Annotated in this window: 25 protein-coding genes; 14 read left to right on the top strand and 11 right to left on the bottom strand. The window is 64.9% G+C overall.

Annotated elements, in window-relative coordinates; all coding sequences use genetic code 11:
* Nucleotides 1-208: 208 nt before the first annotated feature.
* Entirely contained in the window at nucleotides 209-1,324 is a 1,116-nt protein-coding gene (gene ychF, locus P8R42_07005) for a redox-regulated ATPase YchF (GenBank protein MDG2304393.1), read from the top strand.
* A 206-nt stretch (nucleotides 1,325-1,530) separates the two neighbouring features.
* On the opposite strand, the gene P8R42_07000 is transcribed toward ychF, so the two are convergent.
* Nucleotides 1,531-1,986, bottom strand: coding sequence for a nuclear transport factor 2 family protein (locus tag P8R42_07000; protein MDG2304392.1), 456 nt, complete (start codon nucleotides 1,984-1,986; stop codon nucleotides 1,531-1,533).
* Nucleotides 1,987-2,119: 133 nt separating this feature from the next.
* Between P8R42_07000 and P8R42_06995 the strand changes: the two genes are divergently transcribed.
* The 5 genes from P8R42_06995 to P8R42_06975 all read left to right on the top strand — a co-directional run bounded on the left by P8R42_06995 (nucleotide 2,120) and on the right by P8R42_06975 (nucleotide 6,637).
* Complete coding sequence (locus P8R42_06995; GenBank protein MDG2304391.1) at nucleotides 2,120-2,356, top strand: hypothetical protein; 237 nt, start codon at nucleotides 2,120-2,122, stop codon at nucleotides 2,354-2,356.
* 127 nt (nucleotides 2,357-2,483) lie between these two features.
* Nucleotides 2,484-2,918 carry a PaaI family thioesterase gene (locus P8R42_06990; protein ID MDG2304390.1) on the top strand — a complete coding sequence of 145 codons (435 nt, stop codon included), beginning with the start codon at nucleotides 2,484-2,486 and terminating at the stop codon, nucleotides 2,916-2,918.
* Between the two features lie 20 nt (nucleotides 2,919-2,938).
* Nucleotides 2,939-4,087 (top strand): amidohydrolase family protein, encoded by a 1,149-nt coding sequence (locus tag P8R42_06985; protein MDG2304389.1) that lies wholly within the window; start codon nucleotides 2,939-2,941, stop codon nucleotides 4,085-4,087.
* A 167-nt stretch (nucleotides 4,088-4,254) separates the two neighbouring features.
* On the top strand, nucleotides 4,255-4,698 hold the full coding sequence (locus P8R42_06980; GenBank protein ID MDG2304388.1) for a hypothetical protein: 444 nt from the start codon (nucleotides 4,255-4,257) through the stop codon (nucleotides 4,696-4,698).
* Between the two features lie 199 nt (nucleotides 4,699-4,897).
* Nucleotides 4,898-6,637 (top strand): DEAD/DEAH box helicase, encoded by a 1,740-nt coding sequence (locus P8R42_06975; GenBank protein MDG2304387.1) that lies wholly within the window; start codon nucleotides 4,898-4,900, stop codon nucleotides 6,635-6,637.
* A gap of 19 nt (nucleotides 6,638-6,656) precedes the next feature.
* On the opposite strand, the gene P8R42_06970 is transcribed toward P8R42_06975, so the two are convergent.
* The 5 genes from P8R42_06970 to P8R42_06950 all read right to left on the bottom strand — a co-directional run bounded on the left by P8R42_06970 (nucleotide 6,657) and on the right by P8R42_06950 (nucleotide 11,604).
* Entirely contained in the window at nucleotides 6,657-7,097 is a 441-nt protein-coding gene (locus tag P8R42_06970; GenBank protein ID MDG2304386.1) for a cupin domain-containing protein, read from the bottom strand.
* Between the two features lie 136 nt (nucleotides 7,098-7,233).
* Complete coding sequence (locus P8R42_06965; GenBank protein ID MDG2304385.1) at nucleotides 7,234-8,244, bottom strand: metal-dependent hydrolase; 1,011 nt, start codon at nucleotides 8,242-8,244, stop codon at nucleotides 7,234-7,236.
* A gap of 78 nt (nucleotides 8,245-8,322) precedes the next feature.
* A complete protein-coding gene (locus P8R42_06960) occupies nucleotides 8,323-9,345 on the bottom strand; it encodes an alpha/beta hydrolase (protein ID MDG2304384.1) in 1,023 nt (340 codons plus the stop codon).
* Nucleotides 9,346-9,363: 18 nt separating this feature from the next.
* Nucleotides 9,364-10,953 (bottom strand): AMP-binding protein, encoded by a 1,590-nt coding sequence (locus P8R42_06955; GenBank protein ID MDG2304383.1) that lies wholly within the window; start codon nucleotides 10,951-10,953, stop codon nucleotides 9,364-9,366.
* Nucleotides 10,954-11,292: 339 nt separating this feature from the next.
* Nucleotides 11,293-11,604, bottom strand: a complete 312-nt coding sequence (locus tag P8R42_06950; protein ID MDG2304382.1) for a hypothetical protein — start codon at nucleotides 11,602-11,604, stop codon at nucleotides 11,293-11,295.
* A gap of 70 nt (nucleotides 11,605-11,674) precedes the next feature.
* Here P8R42_06950 and P8R42_06945 point away from each other — a divergent pair, with 70 nt between their 5' ends.
* Nucleotides 11,675-12,799 carry an LLM class flavin-dependent oxidoreductase gene (locus P8R42_06945; GenBank protein ID MDG2304381.1) on the top strand — a complete coding sequence of 375 codons (1,125 nt, stop codon included), beginning with the start codon at nucleotides 11,675-11,677 and terminating at the stop codon, nucleotides 12,797-12,799.
* Nucleotides 12,800-12,811: 12 nt separating this feature from the next.
* Here P8R42_06945 and P8R42_06940 read toward each other — a convergent pair whose 3' ends face one another.
* From P8R42_06940 to P8R42_06930, 3 genes are read right to left on the bottom strand one after another with little or no spacing between them, the layout of a single operon-like run.
* Nucleotides 12,812-13,894, bottom strand: coding sequence for a dihydrodipicolinate reductase (locus P8R42_06940; protein ID MDG2304380.1), 1,083 nt, complete (start codon nucleotides 13,892-13,894; stop codon nucleotides 12,812-12,814).
* 1 nt (nucleotide 13,895) lies between these two features.
* The gene (locus P8R42_06935; GenBank protein MDG2304379.1) at nucleotides 13,896-17,066 is read right to left on the bottom strand and encodes an efflux RND transporter permease subunit; all 3,171 of its coding nucleotides are present in this window, start codon (nucleotides 17,064-17,066) and stop codon (nucleotides 13,896-13,898) included.
* Nucleotides 17,063-18,232 carry an efflux RND transporter periplasmic adaptor subunit gene (locus P8R42_06930; protein ID MDG2304378.1) on the bottom strand — a complete coding sequence of 390 codons (1,170 nt, stop codon included), beginning with the start codon at nucleotides 18,230-18,232 and terminating at the stop codon, nucleotides 17,063-17,065. Before P8R42_06930 ends, P8R42_06935 begins: the two co-directional genes overlap by 4 nt.
* Before the next feature lie 468 nt (nucleotides 18,233-18,700).
* On the opposite strand from P8R42_06930, the gene P8R42_06925 reads away from it, so the two are divergent.
* Nucleotides 18,701-18,910: a hypothetical protein gene (locus tag P8R42_06925; protein MDG2304377.1), complete on the top strand. Its 210-nt coding sequence runs from the start codon at nucleotides 18,701-18,703 to the stop codon at nucleotides 18,908-18,910.
* Nucleotides 18,911-19,083: 173 nt separating this feature from the next.
* On the top strand, nucleotides 19,084-19,593 hold the full coding sequence (locus P8R42_06920) for a DUF2157 domain-containing protein (protein MDG2304376.1): 510 nt from the start codon (nucleotides 19,084-19,086) through the stop codon (nucleotides 19,591-19,593).
* A 26-nt stretch (nucleotides 19,594-19,619) separates the two neighbouring features.
* Here the strand turns inward: P8R42_06920 and P8R42_06915 are convergent, their stop codons facing one another.
* Nucleotides 19,620-20,396 (bottom strand): hypothetical protein, encoded by a 777-nt coding sequence (locus P8R42_06915; GenBank protein MDG2304375.1) that lies wholly within the window; start codon nucleotides 20,394-20,396, stop codon nucleotides 19,620-19,622.
* 175 nt (nucleotides 20,397-20,571) lie between these two features.
* The gene (locus P8R42_06910; GenBank protein MDG2304374.1) at nucleotides 20,572-21,435 is read right to left on the bottom strand and encodes a hypothetical protein; all 864 of its coding nucleotides are present in this window, start codon (nucleotides 21,433-21,435) and stop codon (nucleotides 20,572-20,574) included.
* 122 nt (nucleotides 21,436-21,557) lie between these two features.
* On the opposite strand from P8R42_06910, the gene P8R42_06905 reads away from it, so the two are divergent.
* From P8R42_06905 to P8R42_06885, 5 genes are all read left to right on the top strand, one after another.
* Entirely contained in the window at nucleotides 21,558-21,998 is a 441-nt protein-coding gene (locus P8R42_06905) for a hypothetical protein (protein ID MDG2304373.1), read from the top strand.
* The gene (locus tag P8R42_06900; protein MDG2304372.1) at nucleotides 21,971-22,390 is read left to right on the top strand and encodes a hypothetical protein; all 420 of its coding nucleotides are present in this window, start codon (nucleotides 21,971-21,973) and stop codon (nucleotides 22,388-22,390) included. The genes P8R42_06905 and P8R42_06900 overlap by 28 nt, the downstream gene beginning before the upstream one ends.
* A gap of 270 nt (nucleotides 22,391-22,660) precedes the next feature.
* Nucleotides 22,661-22,912 (top strand): ArsC/Spx/MgsR family protein, encoded by a 252-nt coding sequence (locus tag P8R42_06895; GenBank protein MDG2304371.1) that lies wholly within the window; start codon nucleotides 22,661-22,663, stop codon nucleotides 22,910-22,912.
* 12 nt (nucleotides 22,913-22,924) lie between these two features.
* On the top strand, nucleotides 22,925-23,443 hold the full coding sequence (locus P8R42_06890) for a GreA/GreB family elongation factor (GenBank protein MDG2304370.1): 519 nt from the start codon (nucleotides 22,925-22,927) through the stop codon (nucleotides 23,441-23,443).
* 31 nt (nucleotides 23,444-23,474) lie between these two features.
* Nucleotides 23,475-24,413 carry a nitronate monooxygenase gene (locus P8R42_06885; GenBank protein MDG2304369.1) on the top strand — a complete coding sequence of 313 codons (939 nt, stop codon included), beginning with the start codon at nucleotides 23,475-23,477 and terminating at the stop codon, nucleotides 24,411-24,413.
* Nucleotides 24,414-24,422 lie beyond the last annotated feature (9 nt).

Raw genomic sequence — 24,422 nt, 5'->3', positions numbered from 1 at the left:
CGGGAGCGTCGGCGGCGTTTACGGCAACACCGTACCGCCTCTGTACGAGCAGACTCTGCTCCGTCCCGGCGAGAGCTGATTCACTTCAGCTAGGAACCGGTAAAAGGGGAGGCTCGCTCACGCGGGCCTCCCCTTTTTCTTTGGGGCCTCGCCCCCCTGCCGTCCCGGGCGTGCGACCGGGCCTCTCATCGTCTAGGTTCGCCCCCGTATGCTGCAAGCAGGTATCGTCGGTCTCCCCAACGTCGGAAAGTCCACACTCTTCAACGCGGTGACCCGCACGAGGAAGGCACCCGCCGAGAACTACCCATTCTGCACGATCGACCCGAACCAGGGGATCGTGACGGTCCCGGACCCCCGCCTCGGCGTGCTCGCGGAACTCTCGAGCTCTCAAAAGATCATTCCGACGACCATCGAATTCGTGGACATCGCCGGCCTCGTCAAAGGAGCCAGCCAAGGCGAGGGACTCGGAAACCAGTTCTTGAGCAACATCCGCGAGGTCGACGCCAACGTGCAGGTCGTGCGGTGCTTCGAAAGTTCGGACATCCACCACGTAGACGGCTCCGTCGACCCGCTGCGCGACATCGAGGTGATCAATACCGAGCTGATCCTCTCCGACGTCGCCGCCCTGGAGCGCCGCGGCGAACGCAACGTGAAGAAGATACGCGGAGGCGACAAGGAGGCCGCGGCAGAGAACGCGCTGATCGAGAAGCTCATGCCGCACCTCGACCAGGGCAAGCCTGCCCTGACCCTCGAGATCGACGAGGAGGAAAGAAAGCTCCTTCGCGGCTTCTTCCTGCTCACGTCGAAACCCACGATTTTCGCGTGCAACGTCTCCGAGGACGACCTCGCCGAAGCCTCCTCGAACCCGGATGGAAATGCACACGTCGCCGCCGTCCGGAAATACGTCGAGGACACGCACGGCGCGAGCGCCATCGTGGTGAGCGCCGCAATCGAAGCCGAACTCATCGACCTGAGCGAAGAGGAAGCGGCGGAGTACTTGGAAGGCCTCGGGGTCGAGAGCAGCGGAGTCGGTGCCCTCATCCGAGCCGTGTACGAGCTCCTCGGTCTACGCACCTACCTCACGACGGGCGAGAAAGAGACGCGCGCCTGGACGATCACCGCGGGGACGAAGGCTCCCGGCGCGGCCGGCGTCATCCACTCCGACTTCGAGCGCGGCTTCATCGCCGCCGAAACGGTCAGCTACGACGACCTGAAGAGCTTGGGCTCGTTCGCGAAAGCGAGGGTGGCCGGCAAGCTCCGCATCGAAGGCAAGGAGTACGAGGTCCAGGACGGCGACGTCGTGGAATTCCGCTTCAACGTCTGAGCCGCCCCTAACTCGGCTGGCCCGCCTCCGAGACGCGGGCTGATGCGCACGACCGGAGCACGGCCGAAATCACGAAATGCTCCCATGCCCCCGGCGATCAAGACGAACCACCGAAGGCGCCCCCGCCGAGGCACGACGACGAAACCGCCGCGAGAGTGACGATTAAAGAAAACGCCGAGACTAACGAACGTCCCTACCGATCCCGCTCAGCCGCCCGGCGGTGGGAAGATCTGCTGGCCGTCCATCTCGACTCGAACCCGGCGCAGAACGAGCTTCAGAATACGCCACTCGCCGTCGGGATCCCTGCGGTACTCCTCCTCGTACCAGCCCGTCCCCCAGCGGTGCCGTCCGCCGTCCGCTTCCGGCCACCAGAGCATGTCCTCCATGGCCCAGACGCCCCTCGCCGTGTCGGGACCGATGCGCTCGATCTCGGACGTGTGCCCGTGGTGAACCGTCTTAACGTTCTGCAGGATCGGGGGTAGGAACTCGCGAAACGCGGCGCGGCCGTTGAGAACCGGTGCGCCGTCCTGCGTCGTGTCGATGGTCACGTCTTCGCAGAACACCTGCGCCCACTCGTCCCACTTCTTCTGGTCCAGGAGCCGGAAATAGCGGGCTTTCAATTGACGGATGCGCTCGATCTCGACGAGGTCTTCGGGGGTCATGCCATCGGTCTAGACCGAGCCGGTTCTCCCCGTCAAAGTTCCGGGCGGCTATTGCTCAAAGCAGTATGAAGCGACCGGCGTGACGACCGCCAGCCCGCCCTGCCCGTTCACCTTGGGATCCTGAGAGGGGTCCATGATGATGCTGCCGAAGGCTGCCAAGACGTCCCGGCGGCCTCAGAAGGCGCGATTCGTCGCGCAGAAGAACGGGCCCCGGTCCATGCGGGCATCGAAGGAAAAAGAAGAGTTGGTCCCCCATCAGGGCCCGGTTCCCGATGACCATCTGGGCTCTTGGCGCGGACAGGTCGGCGACCAGCAGCAGGGCGAGCGCGACGGCGAGATGGAAAATATTCCTGACAATTCGCGTAGATAGACTCATTTCATTGCCTCCGGGCGAGGGACGGCCTCGTCCCACCCCCTAGGCATCCACTCCCAGCGCACTGCTGTGCAGCTCCTAAAAATGTTGTCCGGAATCGGGAGCTTCACTATCCAGATCCATCGTGAGTGAAACCGACCGTCGCGAAATCGCCTTCCAGACCGACCGCCCGAACACCTGCTTTGGATGCGGTGCCGACAACCCAAACGGGCTCGGACTGCGCTTCTTCGAAACGAACGAAGGCGTCGAGGTGGAGTACGCCGTTCACGAGCACCACGGCGGAGCCCCCGGCGTCGTACACGGCGGGATCCAGGCGACCCTCCTCGACGAGGCACTATGCATGACGGCCTATGCGAAGGAGAGCACGCCGGTCGTCACCGGTGAGCTCACGGTCCGCTACATCGGCCCGCTACCGACGGAGTCCCCTCTGCTCATTCGCGGCCGAATCACGGAACGACGCGGGACCAGCTTCTTTGCCGAGGGAGAGATCTTCATCGTCGGGAAGCCGGAAGTGGTGACGCGTGCGCGCGCTCGCCTCTTCGCCGCCAAGATGGACTGAGACCGAGACGGGAGCCTCTGATGCCTTACGAAGCACTGCCCTTTCCCTTCCCCGGCACGATCGACGCCGACGGCCACGTTCTCGAGCCGGCAGATCTCTGGGAGACCCACCTCGAAGAGCGCTATCGCGCGCGTGCAATCCGAATCGGCACGAACGACGACGGCTTCGAGTTCCTCGAGATCGACGGGAAGCCCGCCGTCCGCACCCGTCCGGGATCGCTCGGCATGCTCGGCGCCATGGGCGAGGAGATGGCGCGACTCAGCCCCGATCGGAAATACAACGATCACATTCCCTACGGCGGCGGCGATGCCAGCGAGCGGGTCGAACTCGCCGATCGCGAGAACCTCGAGAAGGTCCTTCTCTACCCGACCCTGGGCCTTCTTTGGGAAGCCGAACTCGAGGACCCCGAACTCTCACTCGCATACGCGCGCGCCTACAATCGCTGGATTGCGGACTTTTGCCGCGACACGAAAGGGCGGCTCGTCCCGATCGCTCACGTCTCTCTCTTGGACGTAGAGGGCGCCGCCACCGAGCTCGAGCGGGCGGTGAAGGACGGGTGCCGGGGCGCCTTCGTCGCGCCGTTCAACCACAACCGCAAAGCGCACGGCCATCCGGATCACGACCCCCTGTTCGCCAAGGCGTGTGAACTCGACGTCCCAATCGCCATCCACCCGACGATCGAGCCGACCTGGGCCGTTCCCATCCGGTTCAAGGGGCTCGGAATGGCGAGCGAGTTCTTCTACAACACGATGCTCCGCCAGGGCGCCCAGCAATCCCTCCTGTCGTTCTTCGCCTACGGCACGCTGGAGCGGTTTCCTACCCTCAAGCTCGGCGTGCTCGAGTCCGGCTGCGGGTGGGCCGGGGCCTTCCTGGACCGGATCGACGCGATCTACGAGACCAATCTGGGTCGGACCACGCCCCTCAAGAGACCCCCCTCGGAGTACTTCCGCCGACAGTGCTTCATCTCGGGCGATCCCGACGAGACGGCGGCTCCCCTGATCATGGACCACGTCGGCGCCGAGTGCTTCATGTGGGCCACCGACTACCCCCACCCGGACCATCCATCGACCTGGGTACCCGCCCTGGAGCGGTTCGTGGCCCTCCTCTCGGCCAAAACCCGGGCGGCCTTCCTGGGGGAGAACGTGAAGCGGATCTACGGGCTTTCCTAGGATGGGCCCACGGCGCGTCCTATGGCCGATTTCGCGGAACTTGCTTCCGAGGCGGCCCTTCCGTACCTCATTTTGGTACGAGGTTGGTCCCGCTGGAAGGAATTTCTCCTGCCGGCGACGCTACTTGCGACCCCGACAAACCTCTCGACCCATAGGACCGCCGTCTAATGCCTGCGAAGAAGACCCCAGCCGCCCCGCCCAAGACGATCGAGGTCGGAGACGACGTCGAGGCCAAGTGTACGAAGTGCAAGGGCGTCACGACCCACATCGTCATCGCGAAGATCGGCTGGAAGCCGACGCGTGTCGAGTGCCACACCTGCAAGGCTCAGCACCAGTTCCGTGCGCCCGGCACGGCGACCCGCAAGGCCGCCACGAAGGCCGCCCCGGACCTGCCGCCTGAGGAGCACTGGAAGGCCCTCATGAAGAACGTCACGGGCGACCCACGGCCCTACGACACCACAGGCGAGTACGCCGTCGGCGTTCACCTGAAGCACAAGAAGTTCGGCACCGGCGTCGTCGTGGGCTTGTCCTCCGCGACCGTCTGCGAGGTCGCTTTCGAAGAGGGCATGAAGAAGCTCATCATGGGCAACCGCCGGCCCCACGGCAGCTGACCCTCTTCGCCCAACAGACCCTATGAAGCAGGCGCCGAACGGCTCACCGAGCCGGTCGGATCTCCCTGACCCGGGCGAATCGTCGCCACGGGACAAATCCCCCTCTAGAGGCTAAGGTCTTTGGTTCGGCCATACGGCCCGACCGACCTCCGCGTTCCTTGCCGGAGTCGTCCACCCCGAACCCCCTCTGCGAGACCCAATGAACGAGATCACCCCATTTGATGGCGTGCCTGCCCCGCTGCGAGCAGCGATGGAGAAGCGTGGCTTCACCCAGCTCTCCGCCGTACAGCAGGCCGTCCTCTCCGCCGAAGGAAACGGGCGGAACCTGCGGATCTCCTCCCAGACGGGCTCCGGCAAGACCGTAGCACTGGGCCTGCGCCTGGCCGCCGACTTCATGGCCGCGGCTCAAAAGGCAGATCGTGGTGCCAAGCGCACCGGCCCTCTGGCCCTGCTGATCGCACCGACCCGAGAGCTTGCGGCCCAGGTCGCCGGCGAACTGCGCTGGTTGTTCGAAGGCATCCCCGACGCCGACGTCGAGGTTGTCACTGGTGGAACCGATCAGGTGCGCGAGCGCCGCGCCCTCGCCCGTCGCCCCGGCCTCGTCGTGGGTACGCCGGGCCGTCTTCTCGATCACATGCGAAGCCGCGCGCTCACCTGCGCGAACGTCGAACACGTCGTCCTCGACGAAGCCGACCAGATGCTCGACATGGGATTCCGCGAAGAGCTCGAAGCGATCCTCGAGCAGCTCCCAGCCAAGCGCCACAGCCACCTAGTTTCCGCAACATTCCCGCACGCGGTCCGCCGTCTCGCAGACCGCTTCCAGAACGACCCGCTCCACGTCCAGGGCACGCGACTCGGCGAAGCCAACGCCGACATCAAGCACATCGCCCACCGGATCCGTCCGCGCGACCTGGAAGACGCACTCGTGAACGTGTTGCTCCTCGCCCGCGGAGAGCGCGCGCTCGTCTTCGTCCGCCGTCGCGTCGATGCGACCCAGCTGGCGGAACGCTTGGCGAAGGACGGCTTCTCGGCCCTCCCGTTTAGTGGAGAGCTCACCCAGGCCCAACGCACGCAGACGCTGAACGCGTTCAAGAGCGGATCCGTCGAGATCCTGATCTCGACCGACGTCGCCGCGCGCGGCATCGACATCCCGAACATCGGCATGGTGATCCATGCTGACGTGCCGACCGACGCGGAAACGTACACGCACCGCAGTGGCCGAACCGGTAGAGCCGGCAAGAAGGGACGCAGCATTCTTCTCGCGCCCGCTCATTCCGAGCGACACGTGAAGCGCGTCTTCGAGACCGCGAAGATCACGGCCGACTGGCAGTCGGTCCCGACACCCGAGCAGATCCAGCGCGCGCTCACGAAGCAGACGCGTAGGCGGCTCCACACCGTCCTCGACAGCGACGAAGCACCGTCCGAGAAGCAGGCGACCTACGCGAAGCTCATGCTCGAGAATCGCGACCCGGTCGAAGTCATCGCAACGTTGCTCCAGATGGTCGAGCCCAAGCTTCCCCGCCCGCCCGCGAACGTCGCCGAGGTCAGCGAAGCGACGCGCCCGACCCGGACCTCCCAGAACGGCGACCGCGGTCCGCGCGGTCCGTACCAACGGTTCGAGATCAACTGGGGGAAGCGCCAAGGCGCCTCGACGAACCGGGTACTCTCGCACATCTGCCGCCGAGGCGACCTCACGAGCAAGGACGTCGGTGCGATCAAGATCGACCAGTCGCGGACGACCTTCGAGATCTCAGCCGACCAGGCGCTCACTTTCGAGAAGCGATCGGCCACGCCCGACGAGCGCGATCCCGGCCTCCTGATTCGGCGGGTGCGTTCGATGCCCGGCTCGTCCCGCTCCAAGAAGCCCCTGCGCTGGCAGAACCACCAGCGACCCGACCGTCAGGGTTCCAAGAACCACCGCGCCGAAGCCCGGGCCTAGCCCAAACCTCGGGAGCAGCTCAGCCGCGCGCGGCCTTGGACGCCTCGTGCGCGTCGACGATGGCCTTCACCGAACGCCAATCGTAGACCGGGCCCTCGCTCCCATCTTCGTTCAGGAAGATGGCGCCGCTCTGGACGTGTGCGAGATAGATCGTGTCGACGGCGTGCTGCGTCGCATCGTGTACGGCACCGGCAGGCTCGTAGATAAACCCGCCCTTCTTCGCCACACCATTGCGGTACTCGAGGGTGCCCTCCAGCACGTACACGACGGTCTCTCCCAGGTGTACGTGCGGCGGGATGACCGTGCCCGCCTTCGACTTGATCAGGGCCGTGTAGGAGCCGTTCTCTTCGCTGATCCGGAGGAGCTGCATGGCATTCTCTCCGGGCTCCGAATTCGGAAGACCGAGATCGATCCACTCGCCCTTCTCGGTGTCGATGAATAGCTCCAGGTCTTCTCTCATGACGGATCCCTTCCTCTTTAGTTCAGCTGCGACAAGATCAGCGCACTCGTCGGTACGCCGGTCTCGGCCGTGTTCGACCCCGCCAGGTCGGTGATCGAAGAATGTCTACTTCCGTACTTAACGTCACCGGAGGCAGCTAGTCCCGAAGGGGCGGCTCATCGAACAGCATTTGCAGAATCTCGGCGCGACGCTCCGGGCCCACCTCGCGCGAAGTGAAGAACCGGGCGTGTGCCGAGGGCGGAACCGAGGGATCGATCTCGATTCCCCAAAGGGCTTCAATCCGGTTCGGGATCATCGAGTAGCGAACGTCGATGACGCGGTCGCCTCGGACCGGGTCGAGCGCGATGTACCCGCCGGAGAACCAACGGAAGCGTTCCAGGTCCTCGCCCTGTGTACTCGCAGGGTCGAGCCAGGCCAGATCGCGGCTCGGAACGAGCGCCGGAACGCTCTCCCCCTCAAACGATCGCGGGCGCCAGCCCATTCTCGCCGCGTCGACGTAGTATCGATCCTCGTACGCATAGATCGTCTTCCAGAGGAGAAGATTCGCGAACGCCGGCTTCGCGACAACCTCGACCACCTCGTGTCCACGGCTGGCGGCCACGCTTTCACCGAACGATTCCACCCGTTCTCGCTGCAGCACGCCCAATGAAAGGTAGAGCACCACCCACACGCACCCGAGGCGCGCCCACACCGGCGCGGCGCGAACCGTGGAAAGCGACACGAAGGCCAGGAGCGGCAATGTCACCAACGGATCGATCACCGAGACGTTGTTCCACGCGATCCGTAGGTTCGAGAACGGCCAGAAGAGCTGCGTGCCGTACGAGGTGCACGCATCCAAAAGCCCGTGGGTCGCGTAGCCCCCGACGCAGTAGAGGTAGGCGGAACCGAACGACATCCGTCGGCGAACCAGGGCGAACAGTACGATCGCACAGATCAGACCGCCGATGGGGATGAACACCAGCGAGTGCGTGAACTGGCGGTGATACTCCAGGAAGAGTAGCGGGTCCTCGGCCGAGCGAATGAGAACGTCGAGGTCCGGCGCCATCCCCGAGAGGCCGCCAAGCACGCCGGCCCAGACCGTGCGCTCGCGGGGGGCCACGGCTTGCGCGGCAGCGGCGCCGAGAACTCCCTGCGTGAGCGGATCCATCCGGTGACCCAGACTATTTCGATCCAGAGGTGTGCGGTCAACCGGATGTCGGGCCCGAGAGCTCGCTCGCAACCCGGACTAGTTCGCCGCGAAGGCGTTCCGCAACGCCTCTGCCCCAAGCGCCTGGATTCTCTCGGCGCGCTCGGGGGAACCGAGGAATCCATGAATTGAGTTCGGCTCCTCGTGGTACTGCACGGGGACTCCTGCGGCACGAAGCTTCTCGGCGTACGCCGCACCCTGATCGCGCAAGGGGTCGTACTGGGCGGTCACGATCAGAGCCGGGGGCAAACCGCGATGGTCTTGAGCCAATAGCGGGCTGATGTAGGCGGAGCTGCGCTGCCCCGCATCGGGAACGTAAGCATCGATCATCGTCGCGATGCCCGACACTTTCAGGACGTACTCTTCCCCGGCTTCGTCGAACGAGGCCCAATCCGTGGTACCAGAGAGATCGGTCGCCGGTACGAGCAGATACTGGAACGAGACCTCCGGACCGTCCTCGTCGCGGGCCCGAAGCGCAAGCGCGGCCGCCAGGTTTCCGCCGGCACTGCTTCCCCCGATGGCAATCCTCTCTGGATCGCCGCCCAAACCAGCTGCATTTGCGTGCATCCAGTTGAGAGCCGCCCAGACGTCGTCGATCGCTGCCGGGTACGGATGCTCCGGCGCAAGCCGATAGTCGACGGAGACGACGATCGCCCCGCTCGCAGCAGCGAACCGCGTCGTCATCTTCTCGAACGGGTACCCGTCCCCCATCCACCAGCCGCCGCCGTGGATGTCGAGATACAGCGGCAACGGCCCTTCTAGCTCGGGCCAGTAAACCCGGACCGGAACGTGATGGCCGCGGAAGACCGCGTCGCGATCTTCGCCCCGGGCGAGCTCGGCCGGTTCTCCCGGCAGGAACCCCCGGACCATCTCGTTCGCGCCGGCGCGGGCCTCGGGCGTGTACTCCTGCGGTCCGGTCTGCCAGGAGGCCAGCTTGGACACCACAGCCGCTCCGTAGTCGAGCCGGCCTTGGGGCGTGATGGTCCAACTGTACGTCACGGCTGCGACGAGTCCGACGATTGCTCCGAGCGCTAGCCCGACCCGTTTGAGAACTCGTTTCATGGCGAGCGAAGTCCTCCGTCAGCGCCGCACGACGTAGCCCGACGTCGACCGGTCCCACGCATGTTCCGACACACCCAGTTCTCGTAGCTTGTACTTCTCGACTTTCCCCGTCGGCGTGAACGGCAGGGCGTCGACGAACTCGAGGTACCTCGGCACGAAATAGTAGGGGGCATTGTCGTTTACGTAGGACGCGAGCTCTTCGAACGCGAGCGAAGCCCCTTGTGCGAGCACTACATTCACCTTCAGCTCGTCTTCCGACTCGATCTCGGCCGAGGGGATCCCGAACGCAGCCGCGTCCGCCACCGCCGGATGGCGACGTACGACGCTCTCCACCTCCATCGAGGAGATGTTCCGCCCGGCGAAGCGTACCGCGTCCTTCTTGCGGTCGACGAAGCGAAACGCCCCGTCCTCGTCTCGTCGCGCCAGATCACCCGTGCAGTACCATTCGCCGTTCGGGCCACGGTACGCGGCCCGCGTCGCCTCGTCGTCGCCAAAGTAGCCATTGAACAGAATGTGTGGCTCGAGCGGGCGGATCCGCAGCTCACCGACTTCGCCCGTCGGTACCTCTCGATCGTTCTCGTCGAACAGCCGGACGTCGGTATCGTCCATCGGAAATCCGATCGATCCGGCAGGGGCCTCCTGATCCGTGGCGGTCGTGACCAGTGGACACTCGCTTTGGCCGTAGCCGGGGCCGAGCAGACGAATCCCGAATCTCTTCGCGAAGGGCGCCTCGAGTTCCGCCGGCATCGGGATCATCTTCGCAATCCGCAGAGGATTGTCCGCGTCGTCAGGCTTCTGGGGCGCGTTCCAGAGGAACATGTGCATCGCTCCCAGGGTGAACGTCTGGGTCGCACCATACTTGCGAATCCGATCCCAGAACTCCCGGACCGAAAACGGCTCATCGAGAACACACGTGACGCCCTCGACCAACGCGCGAAACACGCTCGTCACCCAGGCCCCGGTGTTGAACAACGGCAGCACGTTGTAGATGACGTCGCCCGGCCGGGTCTCGTACTGCGGCCCGACGGCACGGTGGATACCGCGAAGCCAGCTGTTGTAGCTCTGCAGCACCGCTTTCGATCGCCCGGTCGTCCCCGACGTCCAAAGGATCGCGCAGGTGTCGCCGTAATGCTGATCCGAGCAATCGAAGAGGCGCGGCGCCGCTTCGAGGAGAGCCTTCCCGCTCTCGTCTTCCAACACGACGATCTGCTCGGCGCCGAGGCGGGGCCGAATCGAATCGACATGGCCTGCGAGCTTGGACTCAGTCACCAAGACGAGGCACCGACTGCGAATCACCGCCTGCGCGAGCCAATCTCCGCGGTAGTCCGTGCTGATCGGCACCCACACCGCGCCCAACTTGTTCACGGCAAGCGGGAGGAGGACCGCTTCCGGTCGACCCGACAGGTAGAGCGCCACTCGATCGCCCTTGCCGACACCGAGAGCGGCGAGCCCCGCCGCCATCGAATCCGTGATTCGGTTAGCGGCGGCGAAGGTGACGTGGTGATCGCCGCGGATCAGGAAGTCGACCTCGCCCACTTCGCGTGCCTGTCGCTGCAGAATGCGCGGGAGAACTCGGCTCGTCGGATCGGCTAGGTCGCGATGGTTCATGTGAACCCTAAACACCGCTGCGCGTTCACCGCGAGGATTCTCCGCTTCGATTCTTCGGAAAGCTCGGGGCGATTCGCGATGGCGCCGACGACGTCGTCCGCGGGCCCGCCCGGGTGCGGATAGTTCGAGGCAAACGCCGGAATTCCCTTCTCTGCGGGGTCGCAAGAGATGAAGCACTGCCGCTGGAAGTACTCCGTCGAGGTCTTGGGAAGAGACAGGGGCCTGTCTCGTCTTCCTGGAGCGTACCCGAGACGCGACAATCCGGAGGGAAGACCGATCGGGCGACCTCGAAGTCCTTCGCGTCGACACCGCAGGCGTAGCACTGCGCGAGCGCCTTGATCAGCTCCGTGTCTCGGAGCCATCGCACGTTTGCCTCGAGATCGTTCGCGGGTGGGATGTTGGGCTCCGGGAGAGACATCTTTCCTCCTGATCAGCGAAGCGTCCCCTCACGACACCGCGTGCTGCGGTGCGCGGGGTCCTGGCCCAAAGGTGCGAGTACTCTTCGAGAAAGTGGTGCTCAGTCGACCAGACGTACTTGAACCCACACCGGTCGGCCGCCGGAACGATCTCGCGCTCGACCCAGTCGTGCTCGGCGCCGGCGTCATGCGGGTTCTTCGGCATGTAGCCGTGAATCAGGACTCCGAATTCCATGGTTTGCGCTTCCTATCAGGTCGCGTGTTCGCAGGTCGAGCTTGGGCCGGTTCCGCGCTATGACGGCGTCATGTCTCAGATCTCGGTGGGCTATCAGGACGGCTGTCTCGCGCCGCTCTTCGTCTCGACCTACTCCATCCAGCAAGCCGAGAAGATGGGGGCCGACACGATCTGGTTCCCGGATCATTTCATGGGCTTCGCGCCCAAGTGGCTCTGGACACCGGACATCTGCGCCGCCGCGAACGTGATTCACTCGGGAGACGCCCTTTTCGACCCCGCCCCCGTGATGGCGCACTTCGCGGCGAAGTTCCCGAACCTGCGCATCGGCACCTCGGTCACCGAGGCCATCCGCCGGCACCCCGTGTCGCTGGCGCAGACGTTCGTCACGCTCGATTATCTCTCCGAGGGTCGCGTGGTACTCGGCATCGGGAACGGCTTACGAGAGAATACCGAGCCGTACGGACTCCCGTCCAAGCAACGAGTCGCCCGCTTCGAAGAGGCGCTCGAGGTGCTCCAGCTTCTCTTCGCGAGTGGCGGAACGCCGGTCGACTACGAGGGCCGCTTCTACCGACTCGACGGCGCCGTCTTCGACCTTCCGCTGTGGCAAGATCGGCCGCCGCCTCTGTTCATCGGCGCCCACGCGCCTCGAATGCTCGGGCTGACGGGTCGCTTCGCCGACGGGTGGCTCCCGGGACAGCCGGTGAGCGGCGAGGAGTACGGTCGGCGACTTGGCGTGATCTCGAGCGCCGCCGCGGCCGCCGGGCGAGCCATGGACGGATTCGTCGCCGCGCAAACGATGCTCCTCGTGATCGGCGAAGACCGCGCTCATCTGATCGAGCAGGCGATGGCCAGTCCGTACATCGCGTACAACAGCCTCGGCCTTCCAGGCGCCGTTTGGCGGCAGCACGGCCTCGATCATCCGTTCGGCGACGACTTCGCCGGCCAGATCGAGCTCATCCCCGCGAAGACGACCAGAGAATCCGTGGAGGCCGCTCAGGCGCGCATGACACCCGAGCTACTCGCCGCGCAGTATTACTTCGGCACCCCGCAGCAGATCGCCGAGCAGGCCGCGCCTCTGGCCGACGCCGGCTGCACGCATTTCATCCTGGCCAACATGGGTGGCAACTTCACGGGCCGCGGCGCGAAGGACTTCGAATCGATGGGCGAGCTCACCCGCCTCCTGAAGGCGATGTAGGACCCCCATCGCTCAGGCCGAGCGCGTACTCGCACCGAAGCCCAGGGTGCTGCGAGGCGCCGGCAAATCGAGCGGGCTACGAATGCCGGGCGGCGCATCGCAGAGGCTCGGGATCGCGTGGATCGCCTGTACGGCCGTCACGATGTCGGCGGAGTGCACGTGCTCCTCGATCGTCGCGTCCTTCCGCTCGAAGCTCGCGAGGCTGATGAAGTGGCTTCGCAGCGACGGCTCGCCTTCGATCGTGATCGTCCAGCCGTCCTTCGGCCGCGGCCAGCCCTCGGGGTAGTCCGGCCCGAGCGTCCACAGCGCCTCGATCTCGATGCGCCTCACGCCACCGGCGAGCCCGCACCAGCGGTAGCGCTGCCCGCGCACCGTCCCCGCCGCGATGTGTCCCGCGGCGACGTCGAAGCCCTCCTCCGCGGTCACGAGGATCTGCTCTTCGGTCACTTCGTCGAGTCCCGCGTCGAGACCCGCGCCGAGCATGTGGATCTGCTGCTGAAAGAGATCGCTGTTAAACCGCGCAAACGGATTCGCGGCGAGAGTCGCGTCCTCCGGGTCGCGACCGAAGCGCATGTTGTCAAACGTGATCCGGGGGCTGTCATAGAAGTCCCAGTTCGCGCGCTCCTGCACGGTGATGCGATCGACGCGGCGCACCGCACCCGAGAGCGCCAGAGGCAGAACCATCCCCACGAATCCCGGATGGATCCCCATGCCACACACCGAGCTTCCCCCGGCAGCGCATGCCCGCTCGACGCGATCGCGGTCGGCCGCGGGGAGCGCATGCGCGTAGAACAGAAAGGGCGTCGCGACGACGCTCTTCCCCGATTCGAGGAGGCGGCAGACATCGTCCAGGTCCGCGATGCGGGGCATGTAGGAGACGCAGTCGGCATCCGTCGCCAGGATGTCCTCGATCCGCGTGGTCGCCGCTACGCCGACCGGGTCGCGGCCGAGCAGCGTTCCCGCATCCACCCCGTGCTTCTCTTTCGTGTACACGCGGACACCGGCAAGCTCGAGGTGGGGAGCGTCGAGGATCGACCGGAGGGCTTCCCCGCCCACGTTCCCGGTTCCCCATTGCACGACACGATACGACTTCATTTCAGACGGTCTCCACCGGTGCACCCGGCTCCTCGTTCTCGCGGACCGAGCCAACCCAATTGTGAAAGTCATCCACGATCAAGAGGCCGCTCGGGACGAGAAACAGCGTAACCGCCGTCGCGACGAGCACTCCGAAGGCAAGAGAGATCGCAATCGGAACGACGAAGAATGTGGCTTCGGATGCGTTGACCATAAGCGGTGCCAAGCCGGCGAACGTCGTGACCGACGTCAGGAAGATCGCGCGAAAGCGCTTCGCTCCGGCTGTCCGCGCGGCCTCTGCAACCGAAGCACCACGCGCGACTTCACGATTCACGAAGTCCACGAGAACGAGGCTGTCATTCACGACGACTCCAGCCAGGGCCACGATCCCCAAGACAGAGAAAAAAACGAGATTCCAGCCCATCACCGCATGCCCGAGAACGGCGCCCACCGCCCCGAACGGAATCGCCAACATGATGACGAAGGGCTGCGCGTACGACCGCAGGGGAATCGCGAGCAACGCGTAGATGATCAGCATCGCGAAACCGAACGCTTTTGCCAACCCGCCCAGAGCCTTGGCCCGCTCACGCTGCTCGCCCTCGAGCCCGTACTGGAGTCCGTGGTAGCGGCTCTGGAGACCCGGCAAGACGTCCGCGCGGAGAGCCGCCATCACATCTTCCGGAGAAGCCACGCTCCGGTCGATGTCCGCGCTGACCGTCACGACTGGACGACCATCGATGCGCTCGATGTTTGCGAACCCACGACCCGGCTCCGCCCGCGCCACCGCCGCGAACGGAATCTCGGTCCCATCGGGCGCCCGAATCCACATACTTTCCAAATTCCCGAGCGAGCGCCGTTCGTCGGCGGGATAGCGGACCATCACGCGGACATCGTCTCGGCCCCGCTGAATCCGTTGAACCTCGGCACCGTAGAACGCGGTGCGCACCTGGCGAGCGACGTCATTCAGGGTGATGCCCAGCGGCTCGGCTTCGGGCAACAGCTTGAGACGAAGTTCCTCCTTGCCGGCCCGGAACGAATCCGAGACGTCGAGCACACCGGCGTATCCCGCCAGCGCCTCGCGGAGCTCGGCGGAAGCCGCGACGAGATCCTCCGGCCGGCTCGACGACAGGACCAGCCCGATCGGGCTCCCCGCGTGCATCGAGTAGGCCTCAAACTTGAGTTCAACGGCGTCGGGAACCACGCCGACCTTCTCCCTCCACCGCGCGCCGATTTCTCCGGCGGTGAGTTCACGGTCATTCCACGACGGAAGTTCGAGCCGCAGCTGCGCCAGGTGCGTCCCTCCACCCGTAGAGACCGAGGACGGCCCCCCACGCGGGGACTGACGACCGATCGACGACAGCGTGTGAACGACCAGGGTTTCGGAGTCGCCGTGCTCCGCGCGGTAGTCGGCCTCGATGGCCAACGCGGCGTCTTCGAGTTGACGAACGGCGGCCTCCGTACGCGCGAGCGGGGTTCCCGGCGGCATCGTGAGCGTCGCGTAGATTCGGTCGCCCTCGATTCCCGGGAAGAACTGGAATCCGATTCGTCCGCTCAGGAAGAGCCCCAGGGTGACGATCAGCACGCCGACCGCAATCGACATCGCGAGGTAGCGCCACTCGAGCACTCTGTCCAGCGCGGGCTGGTACTTGTTTACGACGAACCGGTCGAGTCCACCCGAGACCTTGTCCTGCAGACGCGACCACCCCTCTCTCGGCACGTCGTCGGCCGCCTCGCGGCTCCGATGCGCGAGGTGCGAGGGCAACACCAGAAGAGCTTCCACCAGAGAGAGAATCAGGCAGAGGATGACCGTCCCGCCGAGAACCCCGAAGAACTGCCCCATCCGACCGGGCACGACGACGAGAGGCGCAAACGCGACGATGGTCGTCAGCACGCCGAAAACGACGGGGATCAGTACGTCGGTCGTACCCAGGACCGCCGCGTCCCGTGGCGAATGACCCTCCTGCTCGAACGCGAAAACGCGCTCACCGACGACGATTGCATCGTCCACCACGATTCCCAGGACGAGAATGAAGCCCATGACGGCGATGGTGCTGATGGAAAAATCGAACACCGGGAAGAGCATGAGCGCACCCAGCAGAGCGATCGGAATTCCGGCCGCCACCCACATCGCAAGCCGAAAGCGCAGCACCAAAGCGAGTACGAGCAGGACGAACACCAGTCCGCCCCCCGCGTTACCCACGAGCGCGTTGACTCGTCCGCGAAGACTCGCCGCTTCATCGTTCCAGGTCGTCAGCACGATGCCTTCGGGGAGGCGCAGTCGTGCCTGTCCCACATAAGCGTGAACAGCGCGCGCGATGTTGAGGATGCTTTCCTCACCTACCCGGTTCACCTGCACCACCGCGGCCGGCTCGCCGTCGAAGTACGCGCGAATGTCGTCGTCGCGGAACCCGTCCACGATCTCCGCGACGTCACCGAGGTCGACCGTGCTCCCGTCCGGTCGGGTGAGAACCGCGATCGACGAAAATTCTTCCCGCCGATACGCCTGACCCTCGGACCGCAGAAGAATCTCTCCGCCCTCGGTCTTGAGAGACCCCCCGGGGAGGTCCATCGACGAGGCTCGCACCGCTTCCACGACGTGGTCGAACGTAAGACCGTACTGCCGAAGCGTCTGCTCCGGAACCTCGATAGAGATCTCATAGGGCCGTGTGTACGCGACGTCGACCTGCGAGACTTCCGGGAGCACCACCAATTCGTCGTGCATCTGCTGCGCCAGAACTTTGAGGGTCTTTTCGTCGGCGGCACCGGAGATCGCGATCTTGATCACGTCCTGCGTGAGCACGAGGTACGCAACGACGGGCTTCTCCGTCTCGACGGGGAAGGTCGAAATACCGTCGACCTTGCTCTCGATCTCTCCGACGATCGTGCTGCGATCGCTCCCCTCGATGAGCTCGATCATGACCGTGCAGCTGCCTTCGCTGGCGTTGGACGAGTAGCGATCGATCCCGGGCGTGCCGGCGATCGCTTCCTCGATGCGCACGCAGACCGCGTCCGAAACCTCCTCCGGCGCGGCACCCAGGTAGGGCACGGTGACGCGCACGACCTCCGAATCGATGTTCGGGAACTCCTCCTGCCGGATGGTGCGCATCGTCAGCAACCCACCCAGAATCAGCAGAACCGTCAGCAGGTTCGCCGCAATCGGATTGTCGACGAACCAGGCGACGATGGACTTCACGAACGAGCGCCCGCGGCGGCCTCCGCATCCTCCACGGCGCGGACTTGCATCCCCTCGACGGGAGCCTGCACCAACGAAACGCAAACCCGTTCGCCGGGAGCGAGGCCCTTTGCGATGAGCGCGTCTTCACCTGCGATCCGGAGCACCTCGACGTCGCGGAACCGAAGCCGATCGTCCTGATCGACGACGAGAACCCGGCCGGGACCGTCCAGCGCCTGCCTCGGAATGATTACGATGTCGTCGGCGCGTCGACCCTCGATCTGCGCCTGAACGAAGAGGCCTACGGGGAGAGGCGACTGCGCCCCGCCCCTGTGGTTATCGATCCGGGCGACGACGTTCACCAACCGGCTCTTCGCGTCGATCTCGCCTTCCGTCCGAACGATACGGCCTTGCCACGAGTGCTCACGGCCGGCGAACTTCGCGCGCAACGTCACGCTGGGCAGCTCGCCTGCCGCCGCGGTCGGATCTCCCCAGTACGGCAAATCGAGAAAGGCGAGTTGAGAATCTGCGATCGGCAATCGAACCTCGACGAAGTCCGTCGCGTAGGCCTTCGCGAACGGTTGGCCGCGGCTCAGGAACTGCCCGACATCGACCTGCTCAGTGCGCACCCGACCCGTGTAGGGCGCGCGAATCTCCGTGCGCGAGAGATCGCGCTCGGCCTGATCGAGAGCCACCCGTGCCTCGTCGAGCCCGGCCGCGGCGACCCGGGCCACGCGCTCTGCATCGTTCAATTCGGAGTCGCTCGCGATGCTTCGCTTGGCGAGGTCCTGCTGGCGCTGGAGGGCCTTCTGCCCGTGTTCGTGCTCTCCCTCAGCACGCGCCAACATGGCTCGAGCACGGCTCACCGCCGCCTCGTAGTCGGCGCGATCGATGCGCAGAAGGGGCTCGCCCTCCTTGAAGTACCCGCCAGAGACGAGCGCGGGGGACGTCCAGACGACCGGCCCGGAAACCTCAGGGATGAGTTCGCTCTCGGCGTGCGGCGCGACCGTCCCCTGCGACCTCACGTCGAGACTCACCGTCTCCATCTCCACGGGAACCGTCCGCACGGCCCGGATGAGACGCTCGGCCGGCCGGCTTTCAACCGGGCTGCTGGTGCTCAACAGCACACCAGCGATCGCCGCCGACGCACCGAGAACCGCCAGCGGTAAAACGAGCTTCTTATTCACTCCTCACCGCCTCGATTTGCGAAGTACTGGCGCACCAGTTGCGGTACGTCCGCCACGTTTCATTGGTACCGGGTGCGCTCTAGTGCAGCAACATACCTGGCACCGGGCCCGGGACGGCTCCCACAGGGCCATGAATTTTCGACCCCCCAAACCGGATTCGGCGGGGGCATGGATCGGAGACTCGGAGTTCGGGCGGCACGAAGCTCCCGAAGGAGATCGCGCCATGTCTGAGCGACGCCGTATCCAGACCGCCCTACTGAGCTGCCTTCTGGTCATCGGCACAACCCCCGCCTGGGGCTCGGGACCGAGCGGATCCGGATGCGTTCTTTCCGACTACAAAATCTGCAAGGGCGGCCCGAGCAAAGGCGCGCACTGCATGTTCGACGTCGACTGTCCGAGCAGCAACCGTGTGCTCGACTGGCTCACGGGGGGGGGGGGGCGACTTTGCCCGCTACGATCACGGCGTTCATGGACGACGAGGTCCGGGACTTCTTCGGCAGCGCCGACACCAACGACCAGGCGATCGCGATCATCGATCTCGCCAGACTGCCACCGACCAAGGTCTCCGTCATCGCCGCCGCGCCGAAGAATAGGCAGTACAGCGATCACGACGGCTTGGACCCGGTCGGTACGAGCATGAAGTGTCGGCTCAAGATCCGCTTCCTGAACGAACCTTGATCGCGGTCCCGCCGCCGTCGACATTCGGCTGATCTCCACGAACCGGCTACAAGGAGACGGTGGGTGGATTGGGTATCCTCCTCGGACTCGTCGCCGGGTTCTACTAGCAACAACGGACCGGACAGGGAGACCGACTCGCCGAGGTTCGCGCCGACGCGGAACACGGCGGAATCATCAGCGGTGAGCAACGCCGCGCGATTCTGGTCCGCACAGACGAATCCGAACCCGAAGCACAAATTTCGGGCACCACCTGGCTGGCGATTCTCGCCGGCCTGCTCGCCCTCGCCGGAATCTCGCTCCTCATCGCGACCAACTGGGAACAGATCGGTCCCGAGGTGCGCATCGCGGCGTTCCGCGTGCTCCTCGGCGCGATTGGGGAGGGGGCGGTCCGGGCGCAGTCGCGTGCTGTAGCTCTTGCCGTCTCGCTCGAGATCATCTGGCTGATTCTGCCGCTCCTCGGGATCGGACTCTACGCACAGACGTTCCAGCTCTCGGGCAACTCGATCGCGTCGTTCCTGGTGTGGCTGGTGCTAACGGCGCCTCTCGCGTGGCGAAGCGCCCATCCAATCGTGCCGACGCGCCATACCGGGTCGCCCGTCGCGGTTCTTCTCACCGGCAGTTTCTTCTCCTGGGGACCGCTTTATCTGCGAGGAGATCCGGGGGTCATGGCCTGGGCGCTGTAGACCGCGGCCCTCGCCCTGGTCGTACTTCAGTCGGTGCGGCTGCTGCCGAGCGGCCAGAAATACCACTGCTTCGGTATCGTGGCCGCGTGGATCTTCGGCGTGCTCGTGATCGCCGGAGCCCTCCTATGGCACGGATCCACCGCCCGAAGCCTGGGTGAGATCAACTTCGGCATTCTTGTTCTCCTCGTGGTGCTCGTCACGCGCTTCCTCGACGTGTTCGGAACGTTCGTGCAGACAGGGTTGGGCTTCATCGTCGCAAGACTCCTGCTTGCCGCGCTCTCGTGCCCGTCAGGGAAGCAACGAACGGTGACGACGGACACGAGCTCGAAGTTGGCGCTCGCGCGGAAGTTGCCGCGCGTAATGCTGCGGATCGTACCGAGCAGCCCACCAGTCGGCAGACCTCGGCCCTTAAGGAACGAAACCGCCGGGCTATCCGCCGGACAGTTCGCGCTCGAGCCAGCCGCGACGTTGAAGAACCAGCTCCCGAGCGGGGGGCCGCATTCACAATTCCCGCAAACGTCGCCCGCGGAGCAGTCGTTGTCGTCTTCACACTCCTCGCCCGCCAGAACGTCGACGGACGCCTTCACGATGGACTTGTCGACCTTGCCCTTCCGGTCGAGCTCGAGGCAGTCTTGGGCCGTCGTCAGGCCGAGCTGCCCGGTTTGAGCGTCCTTCATGCACGTGGCGTTCCCCTTGGCCCGCGCGGAAGGCGCCTTCCAGAAGTCCTTGTTTAGCGCGTTGATGCACTTCTCTTCCGCGGTTGCCGCAAGTGCACTTGGCACCAGAACCGGCAGAGAGAACATCGGCGTGAGGAGAGCCAGGATGGGAGCGAGAGAGCATGAGATCCTCCGGATCAGCCAAGGAAGTGGAAGCTGCCTCGGGGTATCCGGAAACCGTGCGCCGCGAAAAGCCTAGGATTCGCGAGCCTCCCCCAAGAGACCTGAACAGAAGAAACGCGGGCTCGTTCGGTGTCTCACCTCATGAGAACAACGAGTCCTCCATCATTTTCGTAGCGTCAAAACTGAACTCCTTCTCGGGCTTCACCTCGAAAACCACCCGGTTGGGCGAATCCAGCATCTTCACGAAGGCCCTCTGCGCGTCTTCCATTCCCGGAAGGATGGCCGCCGCGAGCGCGGGATAGAACCAATCCTTGGTCTCCCGGTCCTCCCGGATCGCGCATCTCCCTTTGACCGTCAGGCCCTTGGCTGGGCCGAGTTTCGTGCCCACGCTTGAAATCGCGACCGACACCCGATCGTCGCGACGCAACGCCGGGACGCGCTTACGCTGACTCGTCGCCGTGAGCCAGAAGCATCCGTCTCGCCAGACGTAGCTCATGATCATTCCGATCGGCCACGAGTCGCGGGTGTGCCACATGAACGTGCACTCGTTTTGCTCGAGGAGCATCTGCTCCTGAACCTCGGGGTCGATCGGATAGACGTCGACTTTCTCGTAGTTCGTGACAGGCGTCGTTCCCCTTCTTCCTACACTTTGCCGCCGAGGGGAATGACCGAAGGCACGAAGGAACTGCCGCCCGGTCCAGCAGCTCAGACGGACGTCGGGCTGCCGGGGTCCGCGACCCGCGGGCAACGCGACGCGGCGGCCACTTTCCGTAGCAGCGTCGGCGTCGGTGTAGTCGTCGCTCGGGAACGGCAGCAGGCAGTGCCTTTGCTGCAAGAGCCCGCATCCTTCGATCGCCGAAACGTCGATCGGGTCGACGGGCTCTACCCGCGGAACAGGATCAATGGGTGCGATCCCGGAATCCGTCGCCGTGCGGGCCCCGTCACCGCAGGCCGCGGCGGCCAGCAGGACCAGAAAAAGCGTGGGAAATCGGAAGGCGGGCACGCAGGCTCCCTACCACCTCGCGCAAAACCGAGACAGATGGCCCGCCCGCCCGGAGTAGCCAGCGCGGGAGGATGGTGTAGCTTCCGAGGCTCCGGAGACGTTTGACCCGAAGGGAGGCCCGCATGCAGACTTCATCGCCCACCACCACGCCCGACTCCAGCAAGATCCGTTTCGACGCATGGGCGATCGTCCTCGGCCTGTTCGCCTTCGGGAACCTCGCCACTGGGCTGTGGATGCTGACCGACCCCCCGCATTGGTACGAGAATCTCCCTGCCGGCGTGCCGGACTTCGGACCGATGAACGAGCACTTCATCCGCGACATCGGCGCGGTGTTCACGCTGACGGCGATCGGGCTCGGCGGCGCCGCAGTGCGCCCCTCATGGCGCGTACCCGCGTGCCTCATGGTGACGGGGTTCTACGTCATGCACGCGATCGTGCACGTCATCGACACGACGCGCGGTCTCGTCGGCCCCGAGCACTGGTCCATCGACTTCCCTGGGATCTACCTCCCCGCACTGATCATGATCTTCGTCACGTGGCGGATCTCGAAAAGCCCGGGCTAACGCCCCTGCGCCTCCTGGGCGCAATCGCCGGCGGGCTACTTCTCGCCGCAATGCCTCTCGCCCGGTTCGTCTTCGTCGCCGAGCACGGGGCGACGCACTCCGACCACACCCCTCACCACGGCGGCCAACTCGGAATGAGCGGGGATCATCACATCGAAGTGCGACGGCGAGACGGGAAGATCGAAACGTTCGTCAGCGACGCCCGAAGGCGACCCGTACGCCCGGCTGCCGGCTGGGTCGTACTCGACGGAAGCGAACCCGTGCCCCTAAATCCCGAAGGCGACCGACTAGTCGGAAACGACGTTGCGTCCGCGCGAGAGATCGAAACGACTGTCCAGCTCGACGACGGCACCCACCTGCAGATGACATTCGACTTCCCGGCCGCCCGCTGAGGCCGCTGAGGGGACGTTGGTTAGTCTCGCGATTTTTGTTTAGTCGCGGTGGAACTTCAGCTCGGCCCGAGGCGCTTGGCGTCCGCGACTAAACAAAAATCGCGAGACTAACCAACGTCCCCCTCCTGACCTCTTGCTCCGGACGAGAACTCCCGCTACCGAAAACTCATGGACAAGCTGCTCGTTTATCACAACCCTGGTTGAGGCAAATCTCGCGGCGCGCTGGACATCCTGCGCGAACGCGACGTCGCGTGCGACGTCATCGAGTACATGAACGACCCTCTCGACCAAACCACCCTCGAGCGATTCCTCGATCTGTTGCCGAACCCTCCCGCCGACCTGGTGCGGAAGGACAAGAACTTCAAGGCACTCGGCTTAAACGAAGACGACTATCAGACACGCGAGCAGGTGATCGCCCTACTTCTCGAGCATCCAAAGCTCATGCAGCGACCCGTGATCCTACGCGGCGAGCGAGCGGTCATCGCGAGGCCGTCGGAGAACGTCCTCGAGCTTCTCGACTGAGGGCACCAGCCGCTGGGCACTCGAACACGCAAGAGACCGGACGAATCGCGTAAGCCTGGTCAGATCACGCCCGACGGCTACGCGGCGCTTCAGCGGCAATCCGAGGAGCTGTGGAAACAGAGCCGTGTCGTGGCGGACGCCGTCGCGGTTGCGGCGGCGGAAGGTGATCGCTCCGAGAACGCCGAGTACACCTACAGCAAAATGAAGCTCGGTCGGATCCACGGCAAGCTCAGCTTCCTCGGCAACCGCCTGAAAGTCCTCACCATCGTCCGGCAACCACCACCGGACGACGGCCGCGTGCATTTCGGATGCTGGGTGACCCTCGAGGACGACGAGACTGGCGACGAGTTCATCTACCGAATCGTCGGCCCGGACGAGACCAACCTCGAACTCGGATACATCAGCGCCGAGTCTCCGATGGCGCTCGCCCTCCTCGGAAAGGAACTCGACGACGAGGTCGTCGTGGCCCGACCCAAGGGAGACCTGAATGCGACGCTCGTCGAGATCCGCGTCTCCGCCAAATCCGATTGACATATTGGCATAATTAGTGTCAATAGCGACCATGAAGTTCGACAACCGAATCACCCGCCTGCTCAGCATCGAAACCCCGATTGTTCAAGCCCCGATGGGGTTCATCGCGCGCGCCCAGCTCGCATCGGCCGTCTCCAACGCCGGCGCCCTCGGAATCATCGAAACGTCGTCGGGGCAGCTCGACGCCATTCGCGACGAGATCCGCAAGATGCGCGAGCTCACAGACAAGCCATTCGGGGTGAACGTCGCACAGGCCTTCGTCCGCGACCCGAGCATCATCGACTTCGTGATCGAGCAGCGCGTTCGATTCGTTACGACCTCGGCCGGCGATCCCCGGAAGTATACGTCGACGCTCAAGGCGGCCGGCCTGACAGTCTTCCACGTCGTGCCCACATTGCGCGCGGCACTGAAGGCCGTCGATGCCGGCGTGGACGGCTTGGTCGTCGAGGGCGGTGAAGGCGGCGGCTTCAAGAATCACAAGGAAGTCTCGACGATGGTCCTACTGCCGCTCGTGCGCTCGAAGGTCGATGTGCCGATCATCGCCGCGGGCGGGATCTGCGACGGCGCAACGATGGCGGCGGCGTTCGCGCTCGGCGCCGAGGGCGTACAGATGGGGACGCGAATGGTCTCGGCCGCCGAGTCACCCGTCCACGAGAATTGGAAGAGCGCGATCACAGGGGCGGCAGAAACCGACACCGTCCTCCTCAAGCCGGCCGGAGCACCCGCCCTACGCTGCATCCGAACCGAGAAGACAGCCGCGCTCGAGCGCGATCCGGACTCGGCCATGACGGAGATGATGGGTCACGTCGATGACGTGTACTTCAAGGGCGAGATCGAAAAGGGCATCGCGCTCACCGGCCAGGTTGCCGGCCGCATCGACGCCGTACGACCCGTCGCCGAAATCATCGACGACATGAAGCACGGCTTCTTCGAGACGCTCGAGGGGCTGGCGTCGAACTATCCGTCCTGACGTCGACGG

Source organism: Candidatus Binatia bacterium, from assembly GCA_029243485.1.
Classification (GTDB): Bacteria; Desulfobacterota; Binatia; order UBA12015; family UBA12015; genus VGTG01.
This window is presented reverse-complemented; position numbering and strand designations above follow the sequence as displayed.

Excerpts from the sequence above, each read along its gene's own strand:
- P8R42_06965 (MDG2304385.1), bottom strand. The coding sequence starts at position 8,244 with ATGGATCCGCTCACGCAGGGAGTTCTCGGCGCCGCTGCCGCGCAAGCC.
- P8R42_06995 (MDG2304391.1), top strand. The coding sequence starts at position 2,120 with ATGATGATGCTGCCGAAGGCTGCCAAGACGTCCCGGCGGCCTCAGAAG.
- P8R42_06885 (MDG2304369.1), top strand. The coding sequence starts at position 23,475 with ATGAAGTTCGACAACCGAATCACCCGCCTGCTCAGCATCGAAACCCCG.
- P8R42_06945 (MDG2304381.1), top strand. The coding sequence starts at position 11,675 with ATGTCTCAGATCTCGGTGGGCTATCAGGACGGCTGTCTCGCGCCGCTC.
- P8R42_06915 (MDG2304375.1), bottom strand. The coding sequence starts at position 20,396 with ATGTTCTCTCTGCCGGTTCTGGTGCCAAGTGCACTTGCGGCAACCGCG.
- P8R42_06925 (MDG2304377.1), top strand. The coding sequence starts at position 18,701 with ATGGACGACGAGGTCCGGGACTTCTTCGGCAGCGCCGACACCAACGAC.
- P8R42_07000 (MDG2304392.1), bottom strand. The coding sequence starts at position 1,986 with ATGACCCCCGAAGACCTCGTCGAGATCGAGCGCATCCGTCAATTGAAA.
- P8R42_06980 (MDG2304388.1), top strand. The coding sequence starts at position 4,255 with ATGCCTGCGAAGAAGACCCCAGCCGCCCCGCCCAAGACGATCGAGGTC.
- P8R42_06895 (MDG2304371.1), top strand. The coding sequence starts at position 22,661 with ATGAACGACCCTCTCGACCAAACCACCCTCGAGCGATTCCTCGATCTG.
- P8R42_06985 (MDG2304389.1), top strand. The coding sequence starts at position 2,939 with ATGCCTTACGAAGCACTGCCCTTTCCCTTCCCCGGCACGATCGACGCC.
- P8R42_06950 (MDG2304382.1), bottom strand. The coding sequence starts at position 11,604 with ATGGAATTCGGAGTCCTGATTCACGGCTACATGCCGAAGAACCCGCAT.
- P8R42_06955 (MDG2304383.1), bottom strand. The coding sequence starts at position 10,953 with ATGAACCATCGCGACCTAGCCGATCCGACGAGCCGAGTTCTCCCGCGC.
- P8R42_06975 (MDG2304387.1), top strand. The coding sequence starts at position 4,898 with ATGAACGAGATCACCCCATTTGATGGCGTGCCTGCCCCGCTGCGAGCA.
- P8R42_06940 (MDG2304380.1), bottom strand. The coding sequence starts at position 13,894 with ATGAAGTCGTATCGTGTCGTGCAATGGGGAACCGGGAACGTGGGCGGG.
- ychF (MDG2304393.1), top strand. The coding sequence starts at position 209 with ATGCTGCAAGCAGGTATCGTCGGTCTCCCCAACGTCGGAAAGTCCACA.
- P8R42_06970 (MDG2304386.1), bottom strand. The coding sequence starts at position 7,097 with ATGAGAGAAGACCTGGAGCTATTCATCGACACCGAGAAGGGCGAGTGG.
- P8R42_06960 (MDG2304384.1), bottom strand. The coding sequence starts at position 9,345 with ATGAAACGAGTTCTCAAACGGGTCGGGCTAGCGCTCGGAGCAATCGTC.
- P8R42_06905 (MDG2304373.1), top strand. The coding sequence starts at position 21,558 with ATGCAGACTTCATCGCCCACCACCACGCCCGACTCCAGCAAGATCCGT.